This is a genomic window from Empedobacter stercoris (genome assembly GCF_020281205.1).
GTDB classification, from domain to species: domain Bacteria; phylum Bacteroidota; class Bacteroidia; order Flavobacteriales; family Weeksellaceae; genus Empedobacter; species Empedobacter stercoris.
This window is the reverse complement of the sequence record NZ_JACXZC010000007.1, coordinates 1-25,225: the sequence shown is the minus strand read 5'-3', so window position 1 is coordinate 25,225 and position 25,225 is coordinate 1. Positions and strand designations below refer to the sequence as shown.

Here is a 25,225-nt window from a genome sequence, read left to right as displayed (position 1 = left end):
GATTTATTAATTCAAACGAAGCAATTCTATGTATTTTTAAAAATATTTTAACAATTTATAAAAAATTAACATAAGTAAAATGTTAATTTTTAACATTTAAATCGCCAATTTTTAGATTATTTTTCATAAATCAGCTTCAAAAACAATACAAAATTCCTTATTTAGAACCAGTATTGATAACGTTTGTTAATTTTAAAACTTTATCATTTAAATAGATGTCGTCGCTTTTATATTATAAATAAACTTTATTCACTTAACCCTATTCAGTTTTATCTGAAAAAACACTTCTTTTAAAATTATATTAAAACAAATCTTGAAATTGTTAAATTTTTCTGTTATCACTTTACAATAAACATAAGATTGGTGTGACTTGATTGTAAAAATTCTTCAATGTTAGTATAATAACTGTCTATATTATTTTCTTTGTCACGAAAAATAATTCTTTTTGAATTTTCTGAAGGTGTCAACCAGTGATTTCCGATGATTGATTTATTTTCTTGTACATTTATTATGTTAAAATCTTTTTCAAGGTAATTTGCTTCTAAAATTAATTTCTTCGAGAAGTCGAGGTATTCTTTTATGCTATTAAACGTTATGTAGTTTTCTTCATTTTTAAGTAAACTAAATTTAAAATCAGGATGCAAAATCAAGTGATATAGGTTAGCCTTCTTATCTACATTCATTGTCAAAATTCGATCATAGCTTCTAAACTTTTCATCAATCGTATAATCAACTATATATTTGATTGGTATATTAAAATGAAAATCTATTAGTTGTTTTTTTTCATCCAAGCCTGGTTTAATCCCTCCATTCGCCAAATTATTAATATTAAGTTGGTTGATATACAATTCCATTAATTGTAGAAACATCGGATGAATTTCGTCTTTTTGTTCGCCTAATTGTATCTCTCCTTTTTTATTAATCTTGATTCTAAGTTGGATATCCTGGCTAGGGATTAATAAATACTCGGAAGATGATACCATATAATTTATAGTTTTATTGAGCGATGTATTGAAGTGCTCTAAAAAACAACTTTTTATCGCTTCGGTTTCCAATGCTTGATTACATTCGGGCAAAATAGGTAATCTTCTTTGAGCGAAAGTAAAAACTGAACTGAATAAAAAGAATAATATAATTTTCTTCATTACTTAATTGCTTTCAAACTCAAATCAAAATTTGGAGCCGAATGTATAATTGCACCAGACGATATAAAATCTACTCCAGTTTCTGCAATAGCACGCACAGAGTCTTTTGTAATTCCTCCAGAAGCTTCTGTTTTTGTTTTTCCATTTATATAGATAACAGCTTCTTTCAAAGTTTCGAGGTCAAAATTGTCTAACATGATAAAATCAACATTCGCTTCTAAAGCTTCTTTCACCTCATCCATGTTGCGCGTTTCTACTTCTATTTTTAGATGCAAATGATGTTTAGCTAAATAATCTTTTGTTTGGGCAACCGCTTTTGTAATAGTTCCACAAAAATCAACATGATTATCTTTTAACATCACCATATCATACAATCCAAAACGATGATTTTCTGCACCTCCAATTTTAACGGCCCATTTTTCAATCATTCGGAAATTAGGTGTTGTTTTTCTTGTGTCCAAAATTTTCGCATTTGTTCCTTTCACCAACTCCATCATTTCGTGTGCATAAGTTGCTATTCCTGACATACGCTGCATGCAATTTAACACCAATCTTTCACACGTTAAAATTGATTGCGAAGAACCTTTCACCTTAAACGCTACATCTCCAAAGCTTACGCTATCTCCGTCATTTGTGTAAAATTCGATTTTCAATGAAGGATCAAATGTGGCAAAAATAATTTTCGCTAATTCTATTCCAGCAATTATCCCGTTGTCTTTCACTTTCAATTCTGCTTCTTGCATAGAATCGTAGGGAACACATGCTAAAGTTGAATGATCACCATCGCCAACGTCTTCTAAAAAAGCCTGACGAATAAATGTTTGTAATTTTTCGTTTGTAATATATGTAGGTAAATTCATTATCTATAAGTTAAGGATGCAAATTTTGATTGATTAAATTCTTTCTTGGTTTTATATTCATAATATTCGGCCCAAGTTCCGTTTTCTTCACGTACAACCGTAATCAACACTTGTGCGGAAGGATCGTTATCAAAAAAGTTTTTGATTTGAAGTTTGTATTCCTTGTCTTCAATTATACCTTTTGTAATATCAATTACGCCAGATTTAAAAGCCGCATCAAAAGCTGTTGCATAAGGATCTACCGCAGCCATTTCGAATAAATTAGAGAATCGTCCCAAATAATATTCACGATTTCCCGCTTTTCCATACGTCTTCAAATTAAAATCATTATCAATACGAACTTCAATTTCTTCTTCTGAGGTTTTTAAAGTAAACAACACGCGATTCGCTGAAGGGAATTTCTCAAACTCGTTATTCTGTTCTTCCAACATAAAGCGTAAAGGCAAATTATACCTCATCCGAACAGCTTTATTTTTATGATCACGAGCAGGTTCTATTTTTAGATTATTTCGATCCATTTTATTGTTTAGTAAAACCAAACTTGCATGTGCAACACTGTTAAAAATCGGATTAGCTCCATCTATATTTACCTCAGAGAACCGACCTTCTTCATTGATGATAAATCCAATTTTAGATTGCACAGATTCGATATGTAAATAATCTGCGATATTCGAAAAGTAAGCGATTTGAGCTTGTATATCTTCACTCAAATTTTTACTCAAACAAGCTTGTAACTCACTTTTTTCTTTGAGATTTTCGCAACCAAAATAAACAGGCATCGTTTTCGCATCAACAACTGTTAAATTTGGCTTTTCGTTATCCTTCTTTTTTGTTTGAGAGAATACTAAACTTGAAAATAGAAGCGGAATTATCAACCAAAAGTTCTTCATTTAATTAAAATCTTTGTTATAAAAAGTTCCTCGATTTTCTTTTTGATTGATACTTTGTTCGATAATTAAATATGCCACATCAACCAAATTTCGAAGTTCTAATAATTTAGACGAAATAATCGTGAAATAATAAATTTCTTTGACCATTTTTTCAATTTCTAAAATACGACTTTGAGCAATTTTAAGACGTGCATCGCTACGAACAATTCCAACCAACTCGCTCATCATCGCTTGTAGTTGTTTGCGCAGATACGAAATCAACACCAACTCCTCTTGTACTTTCATTCCTTCTTCGTTCCATTCCGGAAAGTTAAAATTCTGAATAGAGAAATTATTTTGGTTTAGTTTTTCGATAGTATTCAACGCTGCACGATGTCCAAAAACCATTGCTTCTAACAACGAATTTGAAGCCAAACGATTTGCTCCATGCAATCCTGTATTTGAACATTCGCCAACCGCAAACAAATTCTCTATTGATGTTTTACCATCTAAATCGACATCAATTCCTCCGCATAAATAATGCGAAGCCGGAACCACAGGAACTAATTCTGTAAACATATCATAACCTTCGGATTTACATTTTTCGTAAATATTAGGGAAATGTTCCAAGAATTTTTCTCTATCTAAATGTCGACAATCAATGTAAACATAGTCGTCTCCGCGTAATTTCATTTCGTTATCGATTGCGCGAGCAACGATATCACGCGAAGCTAATTCTTCTCGTTCATCGTATTTATGCATAAATAATTCGCCATCTTTTGTGCGTAACTTAGCTCCAAATCCACGTACCGCTTCCGAAATTAAAAACAATTGTCCGTCAAATTCGCTGTAAAAAGCTGTTGGATGAAACTGAATAAATTGCATCCCTGAGACGGTTGCTTTCGCGCGACGAGCCAAACCAATTCCATCCCCAGTTGCGATAATAGGATTCGTGGTGTTTTTATAAACATGCCCTACTCCACCTGTTGCTAATAAGGTTACTTTGGCTAAATGACGTTCGACTTTATCTGTATTTAAATCTAAAATATAAGCTCCAAAACATGTTGTTTGGTCTGCTAAATCTCGATTCAAGTGATGTTCTGTTATCAAATCTACTACAAAATGGTGGGTAAGAATTTGAATATTTGGATATTCTTTGATTGCTTCTAACATCGCACGTTCAATTTCCCAACCTGTTACATCTTTGTGGTGTACAATTCGGTTTTCGGTGTGTCCTCCTTCGCGACCTAAATCATAAATACCTTCCTTGTTTTTATCAAATCGAACACCCCAATCAATAATTTCGTTAATGCGGTCTGGCGCCTCTTTTACAACTACCTCAACCGCTTCTAATTTGCAAAGTCCATCACCTGCACGAAGCGTATCCTGAATATGTTTCTCGAAACTATCATTCTCGAAATCGCTGACAACAGCAACGCCTCCCTGCGCATATTTTGTATTGGTTTCGTCTTTATTTGCTTTGGTTACAATGGTAATTTTGGCATCAGGATATTTGATTGCAATTTTTAGTGCATACGATAATCCTGCAATTCCAGAACCAATAACTAAAACATCTTGTAGAGCCATTATTTGATTTTTTCTGATAACTCTAACATACGATTAATCGAAGCCAATGCTTTTATACGCAAACTTTCTTCAATTTGTATTTCTGGTAGTTCATATTTCATACACAAATACAACTTTTCTAACGTTGATAATTTCATATAAAAACACTCAGAACAATTACACGATTCATCTTGAACCAAAGCTGGAATCAACTTCTTATTAGGTGCTAATTTTTGCATCTCATGTAAAATTCCTTCTTCTGTCGCTACGATAAATTCTGTCGCTTCATTTTCTACTACATAATCCAACAAACGAGAAGTTGAACCAATAAAATGAGCAAATTTCAATAAATCTTCTTGCGCTTCTGGATGAGCAATTAATTTTGCTTTTGGATTTTCTGCCATTTGTTGCGCAATTCTTTCCAACGAAAAAGCCTCATGAACGATACAAGCGCCATCCCATAAAATCATGTTACGCTTACAAACCTGATTTAAATAACGCCCTAAATTACGGTCTGGCGCAAAAATAATCTCTTGATCTTCTGGCAACGAATTGATAATCGCTTCTGCATTAGAAGAAGTCACAATAATATCTGATTCCGCTTTAACACCTGCATCACAATTGATATAACTTACCACCATCGCATTTGGATGTTGCTCTCGCAAGCCACGCAAACCTTCTGCCGAACAAGAATCTGCCAACGAACAACCTGCTTTTGTATCTGGAAGAACAACTTTTTTTGAAGGATTAAGAATCTTCGCAGCTTCTGCCATAAAATGAACACCACAAAAAACAATCATATCAGCTTCTGTTTTAGCTGCTGCTCGAGCTAATTGCAACGAATCGCCTAAATAATCTGCTAAATCCTGAATTTCACCCGATTGATAATAATGCGCTAAAATTACTGCATTTTTTTCTTTGCGTAATTTATTAATCTCTGCAACTAAATCGGTTCCTTTCGGAATTTCTATATCCAAATAACCCTTATGCTCTAACTTTTCTATCGCTTGTTCTAATGTCTTCATTTTATCGTTTTGTGTATTATTATTTTATTCCTAATTGCTTCTTTACCTTTTCTGACAAAGCATCTTTGTGTACTGTAAAAGCAATTGATTTCATTCTAAAAAAAGGTTTAGACATGTAAATATGTCCATTATTTCCTAAATTTTCTGTTCCCCAAGAATTTTTCACATCATAATATTGATTTCCTAATTGATCTCTTAAAATTCCTGTGATATGCATCAAATGGTCATCTTGTGTTGACAAATCCTCGAAAGCTGCTTGACGTTCTTCTGCAGAAACCCATTTTTCTGGCAAAATTTCCACAAAATAATCAGATTCTAAACCTTCTGAAGGCCAAACGGCTAAACCATGCTTTTTAGAAAACGTTTTTTCTGAAACATCTGTATCAAATGCAGCAGTAAATCCATTGTATAACGCTTCATCTAACACTTTCATGTATTCATCTAATGGCAAATTGTAGTACGAACCATTCGAGAAATTATCTGGCACTTGTAAAATAAATTGAGAATAATACGGTGCTTGTTGAAACGATGTAAGTGTAACATAATCGTCTGGATTAATTTTTAAGAATTTCGCAAATTCCTGTGGTGTATATTCTTTTCCTTCGAATTTAAATACTGTTGGAGGAACACCTAATTTTTGATTTAATTTTTGATCGAAATTATTTTTCCAATCAGTTGTTAAGTATTTTTTTGGATTCTTTACAATCGAATCTAAATCTGTTTTTAATTCTTTTACCAGTAATTCATGGTTATGTTTAGTTTCTGTGCCAACTGTAAAACCTGCGTACACTTCGTTTGGAACTAAACCATTTTTGCGAACAGAGTTCAATACATCATGTGATAATCCACCTTCACTAAATTGAGCTTTCCCTTGGCGATAAACATAATTATACGCTTTTACTGGATACGTAAAACGAACATTGTACATCTCTGATAAATCGACTTTTTTACCCGTTATACGTTTCACTTCCGACTCTAAAAAAGAGACCGTAGAAAATGACCAACATGTTCCTGTTTTTCCTTGCGAAATAACTGGAAGTGCCGAATTATTAACCAACTCTTTGAATTTGAATGGACTTTCTTGTGCTAATGCTAATGCACTGACTAATGCAAAACTTGCAAGGATATATTTTTTCACTTTGTGTTTGTTTATAAAACTCAAAAATAAAGTTATTTTATGAAGATTTGGTTGAAAGATGAAGAAAGTTAAAAATGACAATACATCACCTCGAGTGATTTTAGTTTCGATAGAAAAGAAAATTGTATGGAGAAAGAGGTATTAAAGCAATTCGTCAAGTTATCGAAACGTTTAAAAAGATGATTCATCATTTTAAACACTCAAACTGACGAACTAAAATTGATGAGATGATAAAATCGATATAGAAATACGTTAGAAAAATTTCAAAAGGTTAATTACTAATTTTCTTTAAAATTTATAATTTTTCACTTTTAGAACAAATTATAAATCAAATCAGTATAAATATTCAATTTTTATACATCTAAAAATTAATTTGGCTTAAAATGCAATAAATCACTCAAAAAGCTATTAACTTTGCTCAAACATTACACAAATGCAACCAAGAGAAGATTTTTTATTGAAAGCTTACGAGCTGGGAATTATAAAATTTGGAAATTTCACTTTAAAAAGTGGTATAGAATCTCCTTTCTATGTCGATTTAAGACCTTTGGCTTCAAGTCCACAATTATTAAAAACTTTAGCAAACAACTTATTAGATTTAGTAGAAGATGTTGACTACGATTTGATTTGTGGTGTGCCTTACGCAGCATTACCAATGGCGACTACAATGAGTTTAACATCGAATATTCCTTTGATTATCAAACGTAAAGAGAATAAAGGATATGGAACTAAACGTATGGTAGAAGGTGTTTTTTCCGAAGGACAATCTTGTCTTTTAGTAGAAGATGTAATTACATCTGGACAATCTTTATTAGAAACAATTGATCAAGTTGAACGTGAAGGTTTACGTGTAAAAGATTTGGTTGTTGTTTTGGATCGAGCACAAGGTGGTTCTGAAAAATTAAAAGAACAAGGTTACAATGTGAAGACATTATTCACTATTCACGAAGTAATTGATATTTTACATAAATACCATCGCTTGACAGATGATGAGGCGAAAAAAATCAAAGACTTTTTAGCTTTACCTGCTGAAGCGGTACCTGCAAAACAACGTATTGCATTGGAGAATAAAAAAATTGTTCATCCTGTTGGAAAACGTTTGGTAGAATTAGCGCTTAAAAAACAATCAAACTTGATTGCTTCTGCTGATTTGATTACTTCTGATGAAATTATTGATTTCGCAGGAAAAGTTGGTGATCATGTTGTTGCTTTAAAATTACATTCAGATATTATTCAAGATTTTTCGGATAACTTAATCGTTGAATTGAAAAAAATCGCACGCGAAAAAGAATTCTTATTATTTGAAGACCGCAAATTTGGAGATATCGGAAATACACAAGAATTACAATTCAAGAAATCGATTTATAAAATTTCTGATTGGGCAGATTTGGTAACTGTTCACCCTATTGGAGGTTTAGAATCGTTGAAAGTTTTCGAAAACACTGGCGTAATTACAATCGTAGAAATGTCTTCGAAAGGAACATTAACAGATGATTATTACTTCACGAAAGCAATCAATGTTTCAGAACAATCGGGTAATGTTTTGGGTGCAGTTGCTCAACGTCAAATCCCAGATAATTTGTTATTGTTTACACCTGGTGTTAATATTTCTTCGACTGGAGATAGCAAAGGACAACAATACAATACACCAGAATTGGTTTTCAAAAATTACCATACCGATTTTATGATTGTTGGTCGTGGAATTTACAAAGCGGCTGATGTAAAAACGGCTGCTAAAGAATACCAAACGTTAGGTTGGGTTTCTTACTTACAAAGTTTGAATGATTAAAATTTAAATAAATTTCAAAAATAGAAAGCAAGCTGAATTCAGCTTGCTTTTTGTTTTTTATTTTGTTGAATTTACTTCAATACAAATTTATGTGAAATAGAATTTCCTTGATTATCGGAAATTGTAGCTATATAAAATCCTGTTGAGAGATTAGACAAATTTATATTTCCCTTCGAATGCTTAGCATTCAATTTTTTTATAGTTCGTCCATTTGCATCAATAATTTTTACCGAAATTGCTGATTTAAAATTCACTTGATAATTTAACGTTTTATCTGTGATATAAATTTTAGATGTTTCTTTTTCTATCGATTCAGTTCCTAATTTCTCTGTTTGTTTCGCCGCTTCTACAATATATTCGATTCCTAATTTCGTGAACTTAGCAGCGTGTGTAGACGTATTTCCCATTGTAGCATATGTATCGTTTACAGAATGAATATACGGATTACTATCACTCATTTTTGATTCGAAAGGTAAAACAGCAGAAAAGCCATTATTCGCCCAACTTGCGTGATCCGAACATCCATAACCACATTTTGACGTATCATACGTAAATTGATGCATACCTGATTGATTGTACTCGTTCATCAATTGCATCAAAAATGAGTTCAGATTAGCATCACAATACGCATCTGTCATTAATACAATATCTTTTGCAGATCCTTTGTAATTCGTCATATCAAATTGTACATAACCAATCACATTTTTTTGATCCGTTGCATATTGCTTAGCGATTTCTCCCGAACCTACTAAACCAATTTCTTCGGCTGCATACGCCATGATTTCTGTGGTACGTTGTGGCTTAAAGTTGTTTTTTAACAAAACACGCAAAACTTCTGTAATCGTAGCAATACCCGATGCGTTATCATCGGCTCCTGGCGCAAAAGATTGATCGCCACTCCATCCTATAGTCGAATCAGCATGTCCACCAATTATCACATATTCGTCTTTTTTTTCGTTCCCATTAATGGTTAATATCAATGATTTCATTGGTGTATTGACATGATCCACAATTTTCACCACAACATCAGTTCTACCTGCTTCTACAATCATTTGCTCCCAAACTTCTTTTATTTTCAGAATGGCATCGTTAGCTTCTTGACGCGTGTGATAACGTGTTTTGAAACCTTCTAATAATAAAATCGTCTTTTCAATTTCTTTTACATCAACATCATTTAATGCTTTAGTTATAAAATCTTGTTCAGTTATGGTATAAGTAAATGGTTCATTTTTTTGAAAAACGATTGGTTGAATTGCTTGCAACGCTTCTTTTTTTGAAGATTGAAAAATATAACCATTTCCATGTGCAAATTTCTCTTTCAAATCTTCTGTAATCGCTGGATGAAAATAAATTGCTGAAAGATTATCTTTTGAAGATAAAATCTGAATAGAATCTGGTTGATTTCTTTGTAAGATTGACGCATTTTCTGTTTCCATTGTCGCATAAATAAAATCTGGTTTGATTTGTGCGAAGGAAAAAAATCCATTTAACAAAAGAGGAGAAAGGAATAAAAGTTTATTTTTCATAATATCATATTAGTGTGTAGACAAATATAGTTGAATAATTATTTATCCTTTTTTATAAATAAAAAAAATCCATCTTTCGATGGATTCTTTATTAATATTTTAATTGGAACTTTATATAGGTAATCTTTTTACCTTCTTCCAAAAATTTCGATTCATAATAGGTCTGTACAGCTGTCACTATTTCTGGTATATCCGAATGGTCTGGGTGATATACATCGTGTGTAGAACGAATCACTTCGTGTCCTTCGATATGAATAACACCATGTGTGTAACCATGTAAAAACTCAGAATCTGTTTTCAAATTAACTGTTCCATCTGGTTTCAAAATCTTGTTGTAACGTCTCAAAAACTCGGGATCAGTTAAACGATGTTTTGTTCTTCTGAATTTAATTTGTGGATCTGGGAAAGTAATCCAAATTTCGCTCACTTCATTTTCAGCAAAAAGATGGTCGATAATTTCGATTTGTGTTCTAAGAAATCCAGCGTTTTCAATTCCTTCATCTAAACATGTTTTTGCTCCACGCCAAAATCTTGAACCTTTAATATCTACTCCGATAAAATTACGATCTTTGTCACGACGCGCCATTGCAACAGTATATTCTCCTTTTCCACAACCAAGTTCTAAAACAATTGGATGATCATTTTTAAAAAAATCCTTGTTCCAATTTCCTTTTAATGCAAAATTATTGATCGCTTCCTCTCGTGTTGGTTGAACAACATTCTGAAAAGTTTTATTTTCGTTAAATCTTCTGATTTTATCTTTTCCCATTTCGGATATATTTTGCGCGAAATTACGAGATTTTGCTTAATCTAAAAAACTGTTCTAACAACACATAAATCTCAACAAATAGTATTTATGTTAAAAGGTTTGTTATTTTTGTAATGAAAAACTAAAATTAGAAAAATGGATTCTATCAATTTTATTAAACAATTTCACAGTGGATGGGCTTATCTTGTGATTTTGATGGGCGTTATCTTTGTGATTTCAACATTAATTTACGCAATTTCGAAAAAAGACACCAACGCTACAATCAAGAAAATCGGATTATTTACGACGATTATATTTCACGTACAATTGTTAATTGGACTAGTCTATTATATTATGATGTTTTCTGCCTTAGAACCATCAAATATTATGTCTGATTCTGCTTTAAGATTAACATTCGTAGAGCACCCAATGATGATGATTGCTGGGGTTGTTTTTATAACAATTGCAAATGCAAAATTAAAACGTTCGACAACCGTACCTATGAGTGTAGCAATTTTTGCTATCATCGGATTGGTTTGTATTTTAAGCAGAATTCCTTACCACGTTTGGTTTGCTTAATCGTTTAGAATAAAATCATAAAAAGAGTATTAAGTAATTAGTACTCTTTTTATGATTTTATTCTAAATCCGTTATAAAACAAGTCGAGCAAATATACTTTTCAATTTTAAGAATATTTGGCATTCGATTTGAAAGAGATTTGTACAAACTAAGTAATAAAATGAACTATATAAAATATCTATTCTCTTTGCTTTTGGTTTTTGTCACATTTAACCTAAGCGCACAGGATTTCCACACAGCGAATATCAAGGTTGATTACGAACAAGAAACAGGAACGCTCAATATAACCGCACGTACTTTTACCAATCAATTGGAAAAAGCTGTTGGTGCAGATGTTTCGAATAAATCGAACTTTGAAAATAAGTTAAAAGCTTATGTAAACAGTAAAGTTGATGTCAAAGTAAATGGAAAAGCGTTGGGGACTTCGTATTACGGTTATCAAGTAAATGATAAATCGACACGAGTTTTCTTTAAGTTTGAAAAAATATCTGACATTAACACAATAGAGTTAAAAGTAGCTTTGTTAACTGATGTTTTTAGTGACCAACAAAATATTGTGACGTTTGATATTAAAAACAAAAAAGACACAAAAATGTTAACAAGAAATAACGACACCGTAAAAATGTCTTTCTAATAAATCAAAAGCCTTCCGAGTACGAAAGGCTTTTTTATTGTGAAAACTTTTAATAATGATCTCTCACAATTCTTAAGAGTTTTTCATTCTCATTTCTGATCCACGATAAATTTTTAACTGAATTATTATTCATTAAACTAAAAATAAGTGTTCGACCAGATTTAGTTTTCAAATAACCACTCAACGTTACATTATTACTTAATGTTCCTGTTTTAGCGTAAATATAGGGTTGCATCGTATCTCTGTATCTATTTTTTATAGTTCCAGTTTTACCTCCAATTGGGAAAATAGAAAACAAACGTTCTTCTGGAAATTCGTTATACATTTTTTCTAAAACTTGTGAAAAACTTTGCGGTGTAAACAAATTGTAACGCGACAAACCAGAACCATCAAACCATTCGGGTTGCTGTTTCAACTCTTTTAATAAGTTATGCTTTGCATACGCTATAATTTCTGCAGCACTTAATTTCCCTGGTAATGTACTCGAAGCTAAAATCAATAAATGTTCTGCCAAAAAATTATCACTATTCTCCATCATTTCGCGGTAAACATCATCTGACTTCTGACTGTAAAAAACTTTTGCTTCTCTTGCCATTGGCGATTTGACCATATCAACTGGTTTACCCAAAATTTGCGACAATGATTTTTCGATTACCGTTTCATTTACAATAAAGGGTACTTTTGCTGAACGTTTTTTGTTGCTGATATAAAATTTATTATCATAAAAACTCCTTGGTTCTGGCATCTCTCTAATTTCTGTTAATTCTTCGAAATAAGTAGGAAATGTTTTGATGGAATTCCCGTTTTTAGAAATAGACACTAAGTTTTCATGAATCGGGAACTGACTTCTTTCTGGTGAATAATTTTTTCTAAAATCATCCCAAGTCCATCCTGGTAAAAAAGATTCTTCATCAAAATTATTCCAATGAAAGATAAGTTTAGATCCATTATTTTTCAAAAAGTCTACTGCTCGTGTATTTTTATATTTTGGGTGCAAAAATGTTGGATCTCCAGTCCCTTGTACATGTAATTCATCGTTAATTAATTGATATTTGAACGCAGGAATCGAATCATTCAACATCTTCATCGCTGTATAAAGGGTGAAGATTTTGGTGTTAGAAGCAGGAATAAAAAACTTGTTCCCATTGTAATTATACAATTCTTCTTTTGTTATTGGATCATACAAATAGAATCCTGTAAATTGAGTCGAGTAGAAACCTGAGTTAAGATGCTGATCAATTAATTCTTTCTTCTGTGCACTTATTTGCACAGAAGAAAGAATTAAAAATATAATCAAAAAATACTTCATTATTCTTTGTTTTCTAATGGATTTGTAGGTGAATTGGCTTCATTTTTAAAAACCATTTCCGTATGAGGATAAGGAATTGAAATATGATGATCATCTAAAGCATATTTCACTGCTCGATACAACTGCCAATAAGCGGTCCAATAATCGCTATTTTTAACATAACAACGTATGGCTAAATTAACGCTACTATCAGCAAATTCTAAAATTTCTACGGTTTTTGATTGTGCATCATCAACCAACTCATTTTTATCTAAAACATCTAATAATACTTGACGAGCTTTGTCAAAATCGTCATCATACGAAATACCTACATTTACATCTAACCGACGGTATTCTTTGACCGAATAATTGATGATTGGATTATTAAATAAATTACCATTTGGCAATGTAATAATTTGACCTTTTGCAGTCGCTAAAACGGTATTCAATATATTAATCGATTCTACTGTTCCCTCATGTCCTTGCGAAACAACATAATCTCCAACTTTGAATGGTTTGAAAATAATGATGAGTATTCCTGCCGCAAAATTGGATAAAGAACCTTGTAAAGCTAAACCAAATGCCAAACCAACTCCACCAAGTGCAGCAATCAATCCCGAAGCATTTAGTCCCAATCGATCTACAACGAACATTAAGATGATAACTTTAAAAAAGATATTAATGATTGGTACTAAGAACGAACGAATAGATAAATCAACATTACGCGCTATCATTCTTTTTTCAATAAGGTTTTTCAGTTTTGTTGATATCCAAAAACCGATGGTTAAAGTTAAAATAGCAGAAACCAAGCTCCAACCTATTTCAGAACCTTTTGTGATTAAGATATTGGTGATATATTCTAAATCTTTAAATGGCGTTTCAATCACATCTTTTAAACTATCCACTTTGTCTTCTTCTTGCATTGTCTTATTTATTGTCAAATTAGTTGATAAAATTAATTCCAATCTTACATCTTTTCAAAAAAATATAAAAATTATCACTTTTTTTAACTATTTTTAACCATCATGAACATTGGTACAATATTGGTAAATAACTAATTACAACAACAAAAAAACTATAATTAAAAAAATCGAAAACTATGAACATTATTGATTTAGTAAAAGGGTACATTAACCCAAATTTAATCTCGAAAGTTTCATCAGAATTAGGCGAAAGCGATACTGGAATTTCAAAAGCAATGAGTGCTTATTTGCCTATTTTGTTAGGAAGCTTAGTGGATAAAGGTAGTTCTACCAACGGATTATTTCATGCAATCAAATCTTTTGGTGCTTCGCGAGGATTATCCAATATCTCAACAACACAAGAAACACCAGATAACTTAATTAGTATAATCGCTACTCTTTTAGGAAATAATACACAACCTATTATTGCGAAAGTGGCAGAGTTTGCAGGTATTTCAACAGCTTCTTCATCAAAATTATTGGACTTAACCGCTTTAACAACATTCGGCTCAATAGGAAAAGAAGCTGAGTTTAATAATTTGACAGAACGTGATTTCTTCTCACAATTAGCTGGAATGAAAGATAAAATAGTAGGTTTAATCCCTGCAGGATTAGGACTTGGTGCATTAGGTTTAGGATCTTTCTTTACCGATAAACCCAATATTTCTGAAACCGCTACAGAAACAGTAGAGTCTGCCAAAGAAAAAATCAAAGATGCTTTTGCTGAAGTTAAAGATACGGTTAAACCAGAAGAAAAACCTTTTGTTGAACCTATACATTCTTCTCATAATCATAACGAAAATAATAGCGGTGGCGGATTTTGGAAATGGATAATCCCTCTAATTATTTTAGGTTTAGCTGCATTTTTCTTGTTGAAGTATTGCAAAGACGAAGATAAAAATGTAACAACAGATACAGAAGTAATCACGGATAGTGCGATTTTTAGTACAGACAGTATTGAAACTACAAAAGAATTATCAACAATCGACTTAGACGGAATTGCCTTATCAGGATATGCAAATGGTTTAGAAGATCAAATTATCAAATTTATCAAAATGCCAGAATTTGCTAATTTAACAGAAGATCAATTAAAAGATAAATGGTTTAACTTTGATAATGTGAATTTTGTTTTTGGCAAAACTGATCAATTAGAAGCGGGTTCGGAAGTACAATTAGATAATGTTACAGCTATTTTGAAAAAATATCCTAACGCAAAAATAAAACTTGGTGCTTACACGGATAAAGTTGGTGATGATACCAAAAACAAAGAGATCTCTCAAAAAAGAGCTGATTACTTAAAAGCTGAATTAGCTAAACGTGGTGTTGGTGCGCAAGTTGTTTCTGCTGAAGGTTACGGAGAAGAGTTTGCAACAGTGGCAGAAACAGCTTCTGATGAAGAAAGAGCTTCTGACCGCAAAATGTCGTTACGTTTTACAAAATAATCATTTCATAAAATTTCTACATAAGGGTAAAGCAAACTTTATCCTTATTTTTTTGTTATTTTTTTCGAAACCAACTCGCAACAAGCTAAACAATTAATATCTTTGCACACTATGAAATTTTCAATCGATAAAAAAGACGAATTTTCAAAGGCAAGAGCTGGAGTTGTAGAAACCGATCACGGTAAAATTCAAACACCTATTTTCATGCCTGTTGGTACAGTTGGTACAGTAAAATCTGTTCACCAACGTGAGTTAGAAGAAGATATTAAAGCCCAAATCATTCTTGGAAATACGTATCATTTGTATTTACGACCAGGAACTGATATTTTACACAAAGCAGGCGGATTGCATCAATTTATGAATTGGCAAAAACCAATTTTGACAGATTCAGGAGGATTCCAAGTCTACTCTTTGTCGACAAGTCGTAAGAAATCCGAAGAAGGTGTACGTTTCAAATCGCATATTGATGGTTCTTATCATATGTTTACACCTGAAAAATCTATGGAAATCCAGCGTTACATCGGTGCAGATATCTTTATGGCTTTTGATGAATTAACAGGAATTCCTGCCAAATATCACGATGCAAAACGTGCCATGCATGTGACACATCGTTGGTTGGAGCGTTGTAGAACTTGGTTGAATAATAATCCTGAATATTACGATCACAAACAAACGCTTTTCCCAATAGTACAAGGAAACGATTTCAAAGAGTTGCGACAAGAGTCTGCAAAATACATTGCCGATTTCGGTGCAGAAGGAAATGCAATTGGTGGTTTATCTGTTGGTGAACCAGAACCTGTTATGTACGAAATGACAGATATCGTAACAGAAATTCTTCCTCAAGACAAACCTCGTTATTTAATGGGAGTTGGGACGCCTTGGAATATTATCGAATGTATTGCACTTGGAGTTGATATGTTCGACTGTGTAATGCCTACGCGTAATGCACGTAACGGTATGTTATTTACATGGAATGGTGTTATGAATATGAAAAACGCAAAATGGAAAGATTGTTTTGAACCATTAGACGAAAGTGGAACGAGCTATGTGGATAGTTATTACACAAAAGCCTATGTTCGTCATTTATTTAATGCACAAGAATCTTTAGGAAAACAAATTGCATCAGTTCATAACCTTGCCTTTTATTTAGATTTGGTAAGAGTTGCAAGAGAGCATATATTAGCAGGAGATTTCGCTCAATGGAAAGAACAAATTGTGCCACAACTAAAACAACGTCTGTAGTTTGAAAATAATTGATAAATACATCATCCGAAACTTTATCGGAACCTTTATCTTCATGGTCTTGATTTTGTCTACCATCGCTGTAATTGTCGATCTTAGTCAAAAATTAGGACGTATTAATGATAGTGGATCCACTGCTTATTCGGCATTAACCCAATTTTACCCCTATTGGTCAATTTGGATTATTAACACCTTTTTACCCATTGCTGTTTTCATCTCCGTGATCTATTTTACTTCACGGTTAACAATGCAAACTGAAATTGTAGGTGTGCTTTCGGGTGGAATTAGTTTTTATCGATTTACCCTTCCGTATGTTTGGGTAGCTATATTTTTGGCAATCTCAGCCTTGGTTGTTGGAAACATTGTTTTGCCATGGGCTAATATCAAGAAAAATAAATATGAGTATGTTCATATGCTCAGCAACTCAAAAAAGGAAGAATATTACAAAAGGCAACGCATAGGTTCACAAATTTCGCCAAAAGAATATGTTTTTGTGGATAGTTATGATAGAACAGAAAAATTAGGAAGTTCTTTTGTCTACCAAAAATTTGATTCAACTGAATTAAAAAAACAAATCATTGCCTCAAGTTTTAATTGGAACGACAAAGATTCTACATATGCATTGATAAGTGTTTATACAAGAGAAATAAACAAAGATCATACTGAAAAATTAACGTACGAACCCAATACAAATATAAAATTGCCCGCTTCGCCTGACGAAATTTTACCAGAAGAATATGTTGCAGAAACAATGAATACTTTTGAGCTAAATGAATTTATTCAGAAACAAAAAGCAAAAGGTTCTGCCAATGTTAACACCTATCAAAACGAATTAAACAATCGTCTGAGTGTTCCTTTTTCTACAATTATTTTAACGATTTTAGCTTTATCACTTTCATCTAAAAAACGACGTGGAGGAATCGGAATCAACTTAGCCGTTGGTATTTCGTTAGCGTTTGTGTACATTTTCTTTTCGCAAACAACTTCTACATTTTCCGAAAAAGGATATGTTTCCCCATTTGTCGCCTCATGGATTCCGAATATCGTTTTCGGATTACTGACCTTATTTCTCTATTTTAGACGAGCACGAACTTAAAAATATTTCAAAAATCCAGTTTCTAAACGAAACTGGATTTTTTTTGTAATACACATAAATTACTTTCTGTTACAATCGACTTGCTTATTAAATTGAAAATCAATATATTTACTACATTCTTAACATCAGTCAATATCCGTTTTCAGATGTTATAATAGTTGATTTGTTAAACGATAATAATTTTGATATGAAAAAAATATTACGCTTTCTATTTTTAATACTTTCGGTTACTACTTTTTCTCAGGAAACATTAAATACCATGTTTTATAATGTGTTTAAATTTCCGGTTTCACTCCCTCAAAATCGTCAATTGATTTTAAGAGATATTTTAGACGACTACAAACCTGATTTATTTATGATTTGTGAATTGGTAACAGAAAATGGTGCTGATTTAATTCTAAATACCTCGTTACAAAATCAACCTGACAAATTTGCGCGCGCGCTTTTTGTTGCGGATACAACCAAATTAGATGATCCCTTGCAAACAATGGTTTTTTATAATACACGTAAATTAACATTGGTCAACCAGCAACGAATCCCAACAGTCTACCGCGATATCAATCAATATTCTTTTCAATTGAATACAACGTCCAATGATCCTATTCATTTAGAAGTTTTTGTAGCTCATTTAAAATCGAGTACAGGACCTGCTAATCGTCAAATGCGTTTGGAAATGGTACAAGAAGTAACAAAATCATTAAAAAATTTAACACAACCCAATACCTATGTACTTTTTGCGGGTGATTTTAATTTTTATAATTCATCAGAACCAGCTTATCAAGAAATTTTAAACCCTGAAAATGCTATTTTGATGGTAGATCCCTTAAATGCACCAGGGAAATGGCAAAACAATCCGGATTTTAGTTATTTACATACTCAGAGCACTCGTGTTTCAAACGTCGGTTTTGGTAGCGGCACTAACGCAGGAGCAGGCGGTGGATTAGATGATCGTTTTGATTTTATTATGATGAGCGATAATTTCAAGAACAGCACACGTTTATCTTATGTAAACGACAGTTATAAAGCCTACGGAAATAATGGAAATTGTTTGGACAAAGACGTAAAAGATCCCGATTGTACGGGGATTTACTCACAAACATTGCGAAATAATTTATACAATATGAGTGATCATTTGCCTGTTGTAGCGCAATTTAAAATACACGAAAGTTTAAGCACAAAAACAATTGACTCAAAACCTTTTATTTGGTTACAATCATCTACGATAACAAATGAAAAAATTACAATTGGTATTGATAAATCTCGATTGAACGCTCATAACAACACGCTTTTTATTTACAATTCAGTTGGTCAATTGGTACAACCTGTACCACTAAATAATCAATCGAGCATCACAATTGATTGTCAAGCCTTAGCTTCAGGAGTTTATTACATCAAAACAAAAGAGTCAAACGAAGTTTTAAAATTTATAAAGAAATAATATTTCTAATTTACTTATTGATGAAAAATTTATTATTCCAACCTTAATTAGTTTAATTCTTTATGCTCTAATTACACGTCCTGGATTTTTTAATTTAATTCCATACTCTATTCATCAAAACTTGTTTAGAAATAGTATTCGAGAAAATATTTTCATTTACCTTTTTGATTTTTTATTTTGTGTAGCTATCTGGTTTATCAGTTATAAATTCATTAATCCCAAACGATAATATTTTAATCAAAATCAACCCTTTAAAAATTTCGTCAACTTACAGAAAATTCGTATTTTTGCATCTTAGTACAAATTCTAAAAGTAAGATGATAAACATTTCTCTTCCAGATGGAAGTGTAAGACAGTATGAGAGTGGCGTAACACCTATGGATGTAGCGCTTAGCATTAGTGAAGGTTTAGCACGTAATGTCATTTCGGCTATAGTAAACGATAAACAAGTTGAAACAACAACCCCAATCACCACAGATGCAACGATCAAATTGTTAACCTGGAACGATGAAATGGGTAAAAAAGCTTTTTGGCATTCGTCTGCTCACTTATTAGCACAAGCTATTGTTGAGTTTTATCCAAACGCTAAATTAACAATCGGACCTGCAATTGATAAAGGTTTCTATTATGATGTTGATTTTGGGGAAGATAAATTTACAGAAGCTGATTTTGCGAAAGTTGAAAAAGCAATGTTAGAGAATGCAAAGAAAAAAGCTGAATTCAAATTATATTCAGTTTCAAAAGCTGAAGCGTTAGAAACATATAAAGACAACGAGTACAAAACAGAATTAATCTCTAACTTAACAGACGGAGAAATCACATTCTGTACACATGATAACTTTACAGATTTATGTCGTGGTGGACACATTCCAAATACGGGAATTGTAAAAGCTGCTAAAATATTGAATGTTGCGGGTGCATATTGGCGTGGCGACGAGAAAAATAAAATGTTAACGCGTGTTTATGGTATCACATTTCCAAAACAAAAAGATTTAACAGAATATCTTGAGTTATTAGAAGAAGCTAAAAAACGTGATCACCGTAAATTAGGGAAAGAATTAGGTTTATTTGCTTTCTCTGAAAAAGTTGGTGCAGGTTTACCACTTTGGTTACCAAAAGGAGCTGCTTTAAGAAGAAAATTAGAAAACTTCTTATTAAAAGAGCAACAAAAAATGGGATACGAAATGGTTATCTCTCCACACATTGGTCAAAAAGAGTTGTATGTAACTTCTGGTCACTATGCAAAATATGGTGCAGATAGTTTTCAACCTATAAAAACACCAAACGAAGGAGAAGAATTCTTGTTAAAACCAATGAACTGTCCTCACCACTGTGAAATTTATAAAACGTCACAATGGTCGTACCGCGATTTACCAAAACGTTATGCTGAATTTGGTACAGTTTATCGTTACGAACAATCAGGAGAGTTACACGGTTTAACACGTGTACGTGGATTTACTCAAGATGATGCTCACTTGTTCTGTACACCAGATCAATTATTAGAAGAATTCAAAAAAGTAATTGATTTAGTACTTTATGTATTTACAAATCTTGGATTTGATAATTATTCGGCTCAAATCTCATTAAGAGATCTCGAAAACAAAGAAAAATACATCGGTTCTGACGAAAACTGGGCAAAAGCTGAGCAAGCTATCATCACAGCAGCAGAAGAAAAAGGTTTACCAACAGTTGTAGAATATGGTGAAGCAGCCTTCTACGGACCTAAGTTAGACTTTATGGTGAAAGATGCATTAGGACGTCAATGGCAATTAGGAACAATCCAAGTGGATTATAACCTACCAGAACGTTTTGATTTAACTTACACTGGAGCAGACAACGAAAAACACAGACCTGTAATGATTCACCGTGCGCCATTTGGCTCTATGGAGCGTTTCATTGCTATCTTGTTAGAAAATACAGCAGGTAATTTACCACTTTGGTTAACACCAGATTTATTCACAATTTTACCAATTAGTGAAAAATATGTGGAATATGGAGAAAAAGTATTAAATTTGCTGGCCGAAGAGGAAATTAACGGATTGATTGACAGTAGAAATGAGAAAACTGGTAAAAAAATTCGTGATGCCGAAATCAGCAAAATTCCTTTCATGTTAATCATCGGTGAAAAAGAAGCAGAAAACGGTACAGTTTCTGTAAGAAGACACGGAGAAGGTGATTTAGGAGAGATGACTATTCAAGAGTTTATCAACTTCATGAAAGAACAAATCAAATTAAAATAATTTAAAACAGAATAACTATCGCAATTAGAAGAAAAGGCGGCAGAGGTCCAGCCAGAGTAATTAAGGAAGATCAACATAAGATCAATGATAAGATTGACGCGAAAGAAGTACGCGTTGTTGGAGAAGGTATAGAACCTGGTGTATATCCAATTTCTAAAGCTTTAGAACTTGCAGAAGAACAAGGTTTAGATTTGGTTATGATCAGTGAAAAAGCCATTCCACCTGTTTGTCGTGTCGTAGAGTACAAAAAGTTCTTATACGAACAAAAGAAAAAAGAAAAAGAGCTTAAAGCTAAACAACAGAAAATTGTCGTTAAAGAAATTCGCTTCGGTCCTCAAACAGATGATCACGATTACGAATTCAAAAGACGTCATGCAAGATCTTTCTTAGAAGAAGGTTCTAAATTAAAAGCATACGTTTTCTTTAAGGGACGTTCTATTATCTTTAAAGATCAAGGAGAAATCTTATTGTTACGTTTAGCACAAGAATTGGAGGATGTTGGAAAAGTAGAACAAATGCCAAAACTTGAAGGTAAAAGAATGATTATGATGATGGGACCTAAGAAATAATTAGGTTTCATTATCTTACAAAAAATAAAAACGTTTTAATTTTAAATAATTTGTAATCATGCCAAAATTAAAAACAAAATCTGGAGCGAAAAAACGTTTCAAATTAACAGGAACAGGTAAAATTAAAAGAAAACACGCTTTTAAAAGCCACATCCTAACAAAAAAGGAAACTAAACAAAAGAGAAATTTAACTCAAACTGGTTTAGTGGATCAAGCTGATGTTCATTCAGTAAAACAACAATTAAGATTAAAATAAGAACCTGTTCTTATTTGGTTTATTAATTCATTATTAACCCTGTCGTTGGGCCTTAAAGCAGAGAAATCTCGCCCACTACAAAAAAATTAAAATTATGCCAAGATCAGTAAACGCAGTTGCGTCAAGAGCTAGAAGAAAAAGAGTTTTAAAACTTGCAAAAGGATATTTCGGAAGAAGAAAAAATGTTTGGACTGTTGCTAAAAATGCAGTAGAAAAAGGATTAGTTTACGCTTACCGTGATAGACGTCAAAAGAAAAGAAATTTCCGTGCGTTATGGATTCAAAGAATTAACGCTGGAGCAAGATTACATGGATTATCTTACTCTAAATTTATGGGTGCTGCAAACAAAGCTGGTATCGAATTAAACCGTAAAGTTTTAGCGGATTTAGCGATGAACCACCCAGAAGCTTTCAAAGCTATCGTAGAAAAAGTAAAATAATTTTTTTTAAACAATATTAAAACGTTTTAAAACTTGGCTATTTAGTCAAGTTTTTTTTTGCCTAAATTTGAACAAATAATAATTTTCGATGAATCAACAAAAAGACTTATTTCTAAGAATTTGGCCCTTTTTTATTGTATTTTTTATCTACAATTTTGTTGCTATTGCCATGACACAATATTTTGGTCGCGATGAATTGCATTTGCATTTCAATAAATATAGCAATCATTACTTCGATAAATTCTTTGTATTCTATACAGATTTCGGAACCTACTATTTATTTTTCATCTTGCTCGGCTATCTTTTATGGAAAAAAACACAACGATATTTTTATTACCTATTCGTTTCAGGTGCTGTTGCCTCAACAATAAGTGTCTTTTTTAAGAATGTATATTTTGAACAAGTTTTACGTCCAGGATACTATTTCACTCAAAAGAAAATAGACATCGTTTTGGTCAAAGATTACGCGATACAAATGGCATCAACTTTTCCATCAGGACATTCATTAACAGCCGTTATAATCTCGATGATGTTGTGTTTACTCACAAAAAACCGATGGTTACAACTTTTTTTCGCCTTACATTTTCCAAGTATTGCAATTAGTCGAATTTATTTATCGCGCCATTTTGCGATTGATACCGTTGGTGGAGCACTTATCGGATTTTTTATGTTTATCTTTACGTATTACATCATCAATCATTCGAATAATCCAAAACTAGATCATAAATTTATCAACAATGGAAAAGCAAACTAAACTAAAAATATCATTGATTCAATACGATGTTATATGGGAAGATGCGAAAGCAAATCAAACCTATTTAGACAAATTGTTAAGCAATCATCAAACCGATATTATATTGTTACCCGAAATGTTTGCTTCAGGATTTTCGATGAATGTAGAAAAAATTGCTCAGAAACCTTTTGGAGAAACATTCGAATGGATGCAACATAAAGCTAAAGAACTGAATTCTGCGATAGCTGGTAGCATTTCTACACACGAGAATAACAACTACTATAATCGTTTTTACTTCGTCTGTCCAAGCGGCTCTATTTACATATACGACAAGAAACATTTGTTTAGTTATGGAAAAGAAGCGGGTGTTTACGCTGCAGGTGACAAAATTGTCACCATAGATTATAAAGGATGGCAAATTCGACCAATTGTTTGTTATGATTTACGTTTTCCGGTTTGGATTCGCAACACAAAAGAAGATCCATATGATTTGATTCTTTGTAATGCCAGTTGGCCAAAAGCACGCCGTGAAGCATGGATTTCGTTATTAAAAGCAAGAGCAATAGAAAACATGGCTTTTGTCGCAGGCGTAAATAGAACTGGTATAGATGGCTATAATCTCGTTTATCAAGGAGATTCTCATCTTTTTGATACCTTAGGCCAAGATTTAGAAACGATAAACAAGCATGCAGAAATTTTACAATTCGAGATTGATAAAGAACAACAAGATAAAACTCGTCAACATTTCAATTTCTTGAACGATCGAGATTCATTTTATTTTGGATAACTCATAGCTCAACTTCGGTTGGGCTTTTTTTATGGCGTTCCCTCGCCAACAAAATTATAATTAAATAGTAAAAAATTCCTACGCTCGGTCGGGCTATCCGCTGCAATCTTTTGTTTGGAGTAACATAGCACCTAAAAACAAAATCCTTCGTCAAACAAAAGGATTTCCACTACTATCCCTAACGCGGGTTTTAAGTTATAACCATAAGACATTAATAAAACTTTCATTCTGTGAGTTTATCGAGGAATCTCAACTATTCGTCATTTCGAGTAAAAATCTATGATTTTTGTATCGAGAACTTAGACCTAAAGAACGCATTTCAGCTTCGTGAAGCTCTAATATCTAATTACTAACATCTCAAAAAAGTCTAAACACAAAAAAGCCTCAAGAAATAATCTTGAGGCTTTTGATAAAAACTGGCGACGACCTACTCTCCCGCAATAGCAGTACCATCGGCGCAGGCAGGCTTAACTTCTCTGTTCGGAATGGGAAGAGGTGAGCCCTGCAGCTATAGTCACCCTAATATTTTTAAATAGGTATTAGTTCCTAATATTTCTTGACACTATTAGATGTTGTATTAAGTCTTATGTTTTATTGTATTAAGTGATTACTTAATACTTTTTACATAATACATTTTACAAACTTTTACAATCTGGTATTACATGTTTAATCCAAATAAGATTAACTAACCTTCTCTATGACGATTAAATCAATCTTAGTATTTAATCTTTTTATTGTTGTTGGTATCGCTACCAACTATCTTTGATTCGTTGTACTTTTTAAGAAAAAGTCTATGGGTAATTAGTACTACTCGACTATGACATCGCTGCCTTTACATCTATAGCCTATCAACG

Annotated in this window: 23 protein-coding genes and 1 rRNA gene; 13 read left to right on the top strand and 11 right to left on the bottom strand. The window is 32.5% G+C overall.

Annotated elements, in window-relative coordinates; translation table 11 throughout:
* Nucleotides 1-338: 338 nt before the first annotated feature.
* Genes IF125_RS04995 through IF125_RS04970 form a run of 6 tightly spaced genes read right to left on the bottom strand, consistent with a single transcriptional unit; the run spans nucleotide 339 to nucleotide 6,603 of the window.
* Nucleotides 339-1,145, bottom strand: coding sequence for a hypothetical protein (locus IF125_RS04995; protein ID WP_225541729.1), 807 nt, complete (start codon nucleotides 1,143-1,145; stop codon nucleotides 339-341).
* On the bottom strand, nucleotides 1,145-2,005 hold the full coding sequence (gene nadC, locus IF125_RS04990; RefSeq protein ID WP_225541728.1) for a carboxylating nicotinate-nucleotide diphosphorylase: 861 nt from the start codon (nucleotides 2,003-2,005) through the stop codon (nucleotides 1,145-1,147). Before nadC ends, IF125_RS04995 begins: the two co-directional genes overlap by 1 nt.
* Nucleotides 2,005-2,895 (bottom strand): hypothetical protein, encoded by an 891-nt coding sequence (locus tag IF125_RS04985; protein WP_225541727.1) that lies wholly within the window; start codon nucleotides 2,893-2,895, stop codon nucleotides 2,005-2,007. Before IF125_RS04985 ends, nadC begins: the two co-directional genes overlap by 1 nt.
* On the bottom strand, nucleotides 2,896-4,461 hold the full coding sequence (gene nadB, locus IF125_RS04980; RefSeq protein ID WP_225541726.1) for an L-aspartate oxidase: 1,566 nt from the start codon (nucleotides 4,459-4,461) through the stop codon (nucleotides 2,896-2,898).
* A complete protein-coding gene (gene nadA, locus IF125_RS04975) occupies nucleotides 4,461-5,465 on the bottom strand; it encodes a quinolinate synthase NadA (RefSeq protein ID WP_225541725.1) in 1,005 nt (334 codons plus the stop codon). Before nadA ends, nadB begins: the two co-directional genes overlap by 1 nt.
* A 19-nt stretch (nucleotides 5,466-5,484) precedes the next feature.
* Nucleotides 5,485-6,603, bottom strand: coding sequence for a C1 family peptidase (locus IF125_RS04970; RefSeq protein ID WP_225541724.1), 1,119 nt, complete (start codon nucleotides 6,601-6,603; stop codon nucleotides 5,485-5,487).
* Between the two features lie 433 nt (nucleotides 6,604-7,036).
* On the opposite strand from IF125_RS04970, the gene IF125_RS04965 reads away from it, so the two are divergent.
* Nucleotides 7,037-8,392, top strand: a complete 1,356-nt coding sequence (locus IF125_RS04965) for an orotate phosphoribosyltransferase (RefSeq protein ID WP_171622600.1) — start codon at nucleotides 7,037-7,039, stop codon at nucleotides 8,390-8,392.
* Between the two features lie 71 nt (nucleotides 8,393-8,463).
* Here the strand turns inward: IF125_RS04965 and IF125_RS04960 are convergent, their stop codons facing one another.
* Both IF125_RS04960 and trmB read right to left on the bottom strand, forming a co-directional pair.
* Nucleotides 8,464-9,918, bottom strand: a complete 1,455-nt coding sequence (locus IF125_RS04960; protein ID WP_225541723.1) for a M20/M25/M40 family metallo-hydrolase — start codon at nucleotides 9,916-9,918, stop codon at nucleotides 8,464-8,466.
* Nucleotides 9,919-10,009: 91 nt separating this feature from the next.
* Nucleotides 10,010-10,687, bottom strand: a complete 678-nt coding sequence (gene trmB / locus IF125_RS04955) for a tRNA (guanosine(46)-N7)-methyltransferase TrmB (protein WP_171622602.1) — start codon at nucleotides 10,685-10,687, stop codon at nucleotides 10,010-10,012.
* A 135-nt stretch (nucleotides 10,688-10,822) separates the two neighbouring features.
* Between trmB and IF125_RS04950 the strand changes: the two genes are divergently transcribed.
* The gene (locus IF125_RS04950) at nucleotides 10,823-11,245 is read left to right on the top strand and encodes a hypothetical protein (RefSeq protein ID WP_225541722.1); all 423 of its coding nucleotides are present in this window, start codon (nucleotides 10,823-10,825) and stop codon (nucleotides 11,243-11,245) included.
* Nucleotides 11,246-11,405: 160 nt separating this feature from the next.
* Complete coding sequence (locus IF125_RS04945; protein ID WP_171622604.1) at nucleotides 11,406-11,879, top strand: DUF6702 family protein; 474 nt, start codon at nucleotides 11,406-11,408, stop codon at nucleotides 11,877-11,879.
* Between the two features lie 49 nt (nucleotides 11,880-11,928).
* Here IF125_RS04945 and IF125_RS04940 read toward each other — a convergent pair whose 3' ends face one another.
* The gene (locus IF125_RS04940) at nucleotides 11,929-13,188 is read right to left on the bottom strand and encodes a D-alanyl-D-alanine carboxypeptidase/D-alanyl-D-alanine-endopeptidase (protein ID WP_225541721.1); all 1,260 of its coding nucleotides are present in this window, start codon (nucleotides 13,186-13,188) and stop codon (nucleotides 11,929-11,931) included.
* Entirely contained in the window at nucleotides 13,188-14,090 is a 903-nt protein-coding gene (locus IF125_RS04935) for a mechanosensitive ion channel family protein (protein ID WP_225541720.1), read from the bottom strand. The genes IF125_RS04940 and IF125_RS04935 overlap by 1 nt, the downstream gene beginning before the upstream one ends.
* A gap of 176 nt (nucleotides 14,091-14,266) precedes the next feature.
* Here IF125_RS04935 and IF125_RS04930 point away from each other — a divergent pair, with 176 nt between their 5' ends.
* The 10 genes from IF125_RS04930 to IF125_RS04885 all read left to right on the top strand — a co-directional run bounded on the left by IF125_RS04930 (nucleotide 14,267) and on the right by IF125_RS04885 (nucleotide 24,371).
* Nucleotides 14,267-15,571, top strand: coding sequence for an OmpA family protein (locus IF125_RS04930; RefSeq protein WP_171622606.1), 1,305 nt, complete (start codon nucleotides 14,267-14,269; stop codon nucleotides 15,569-15,571).
* A gap of 111 nt (nucleotides 15,572-15,682) precedes the next feature.
* Nucleotides 15,683-16,813 carry a tRNA guanosine(34) transglycosylase Tgt gene (gene tgt / locus IF125_RS04925; protein WP_171622607.1) on the top strand — a complete coding sequence of 377 codons (1,131 nt, stop codon included), beginning with the start codon at nucleotides 15,683-15,685 and terminating at the stop codon, nucleotides 16,811-16,813.
* Between the two features lies 1 nt (nucleotide 16,814).
* A complete protein-coding gene (locus tag IF125_RS04920) occupies nucleotides 16,815-17,909 on the top strand; it encodes an LptF/LptG family permease (RefSeq protein WP_188319552.1) in 1,095 nt (364 codons plus the stop codon).
* Nucleotides 17,910-18,096: 187 nt separating this feature from the next.
* Complete coding sequence (locus tag IF125_RS04915) at nucleotides 18,097-19,347, top strand: T9SS type A sorting domain-containing protein (protein WP_225541719.1); 1,251 nt, start codon at nucleotides 18,097-18,099, stop codon at nucleotides 19,345-19,347.
* A gap of 317 nt (nucleotides 19,348-19,664) precedes the next feature.
* Nucleotides 19,665-21,587 (top strand): threonine--tRNA ligase, encoded by a 1,923-nt coding sequence (thrS, locus tag IF125_RS04910; protein WP_188319551.1) that lies wholly within the window; start codon nucleotides 19,665-19,667, stop codon nucleotides 21,585-21,587.
* Nucleotides 21,588-21,646: 59 nt separating this feature from the next.
* On the top strand, nucleotides 21,647-22,156 hold the full coding sequence (infC, locus tag IF125_RS04905) for a translation initiation factor IF-3 (protein ID WP_225532389.1): 510 nt from the start codon (nucleotides 21,647-21,649) through the stop codon (nucleotides 22,154-22,156).
* A gap of 58 nt (nucleotides 22,157-22,214) precedes the next feature.
* Nucleotides 22,215-22,412 carry a 50S ribosomal protein L35 gene (gene rpmI, locus IF125_RS04900; protein ID WP_038337133.1) on the top strand — a complete coding sequence of 66 codons (198 nt, stop codon included), beginning with the start codon at nucleotides 22,215-22,217 and terminating at the stop codon, nucleotides 22,410-22,412.
* Nucleotides 22,413-22,506: 94 nt separating this feature from the next.
* Nucleotides 22,507-22,851: a 50S ribosomal protein L20 gene (gene rplT / locus IF125_RS04895; RefSeq protein ID WP_171622611.1), complete on the top strand. Its 345-nt coding sequence runs from the start codon at nucleotides 22,507-22,509 to the stop codon at nucleotides 22,849-22,851.
* A gap of 88 nt (nucleotides 22,852-22,939) precedes the next feature.
* Nucleotides 22,940-23,605, top strand: coding sequence for a phosphatase PAP2 family protein (locus IF125_RS04890; protein ID WP_225541718.1), 666 nt, complete (start codon nucleotides 22,940-22,942; stop codon nucleotides 23,603-23,605).
* Complete coding sequence (locus IF125_RS04885) at nucleotides 23,589-24,371, top strand: nitrilase-related carbon-nitrogen hydrolase (protein ID WP_225541717.1); 783 nt, start codon at nucleotides 23,589-23,591, stop codon at nucleotides 24,369-24,371. The genes IF125_RS04890 and IF125_RS04885 overlap by 17 nt, the downstream gene beginning before the upstream one ends.
* Before the next feature lie 414 nt (nucleotides 24,372-24,785).
* On the opposite strand, the gene rrf is transcribed toward IF125_RS04885, so the two are convergent.
* A 5S ribosomal RNA gene (gene rrf / locus IF125_RS04880) occupies nucleotides 24,786-24,893 on the bottom strand.
* Nucleotides 24,894-25,225: the final 332 nt, after the last annotated feature.

Excerpts from the sequence above, each read along its gene's own strand:
- IF125_RS04995 (WP_225541729.1), bottom strand. The coding sequence starts at position 1,145 with ATGAAGAAAATTATATTATTCTTTTTATTCAGTTCAGTTTTTACTTTC.
- nadC (WP_225541728.1), bottom strand. The coding sequence starts at position 2,005 with ATGAATTTACCTACATATATTACAAACGAAAAATTACAAACATTTATT.
- IF125_RS04985 (WP_225541727.1), bottom strand. The coding sequence starts at position 2,895 with ATGAAGAACTTTTGGTTGATAATTCCGCTTCTATTTTCAAGTTTAGTA.
- nadB (WP_225541726.1), bottom strand. The coding sequence starts at position 4,461 with ATGGCTCTACAAGATGTTTTAGTTATTGGTTCTGGAATTGCAGGATTA.
- nadA (WP_225541725.1), bottom strand. The coding sequence starts at position 5,465 with ATGAAGACATTAGAACAAGCGATAGAAAAGTTAGAGCATAAGGGTTAT.
- IF125_RS04965 (WP_171622600.1), top strand. The coding sequence starts at position 7,037 with ATGCAACCAAGAGAAGATTTTTTATTGAAAGCTTACGAGCTGGGAATT.
- IF125_RS04960 (WP_225541723.1), bottom strand. The coding sequence starts at position 9,918 with ATGAAAAATAAACTTTTATTCCTTTCTCCTCTTTTGTTAAATGGATTT.
- trmB (WP_171622602.1), bottom strand. The coding sequence starts at position 10,687 with ATGGGAAAAGATAAAATCAGAAGATTTAACGAAAATAAAACTTTTCAG.
- IF125_RS04950 (WP_225541722.1), top strand. The coding sequence starts at position 10,823 with ATGGATTCTATCAATTTTATTAAACAATTTCACAGTGGATGGGCTTAT.
- IF125_RS04945 (WP_171622604.1), top strand. The coding sequence starts at position 11,406 with ATGAACTATATAAAATATCTATTCTCTTTGCTTTTGGTTTTTGTCACA.
- IF125_RS04940 (WP_225541721.1), bottom strand. The coding sequence starts at position 13,188 with ATGAAGTATTTTTTGATTATATTTTTAATTCTTTCTTCTGTGCAAATA.
- IF125_RS04935 (WP_225541720.1), bottom strand. The coding sequence starts at position 14,090 with ATGCAAGAAGAAGACAAAGTGGATAGTTTAAAAGATGTGATTGAAACG.
- IF125_RS04930 (WP_171622606.1), top strand. The coding sequence starts at position 14,267 with ATGAACATTATTGATTTAGTAAAAGGGTACATTAACCCAAATTTAATC.
- tgt (WP_171622607.1), top strand. The coding sequence starts at position 15,683 with ATGAAATTTTCAATCGATAAAAAAGACGAATTTTCAAAGGCAAGAGCT.
- IF125_RS04915 (WP_225541719.1), top strand. The coding sequence starts at position 18,097 with ATGAAAAAAATATTACGCTTTCTATTTTTAATACTTTCGGTTACTACT.
- thrS (WP_188319551.1), top strand. The coding sequence starts at position 19,665 with ATGATAAACATTTCTCTTCCAGATGGAAGTGTAAGACAGTATGAGAGT.
- rpmI (WP_038337133.1), top strand. The coding sequence starts at position 22,215 with ATGCCAAAATTAAAAACAAAATCTGGAGCGAAAAAACGTTTCAAATTA.
- rplT (WP_171622611.1), top strand. The coding sequence starts at position 22,507 with ATGCCAAGATCAGTAAACGCAGTTGCGTCAAGAGCTAGAAGAAAAAGA.
- IF125_RS04890 (WP_225541718.1), top strand. The coding sequence starts at position 22,940 with ATGAATCAACAAAAAGACTTATTTCTAAGAATTTGGCCCTTTTTTATT.
- IF125_RS04885 (WP_225541717.1), top strand. The coding sequence starts at position 23,589 with ATGGAAAAGCAAACTAAACTAAAAATATCATTGATTCAATACGATGTT.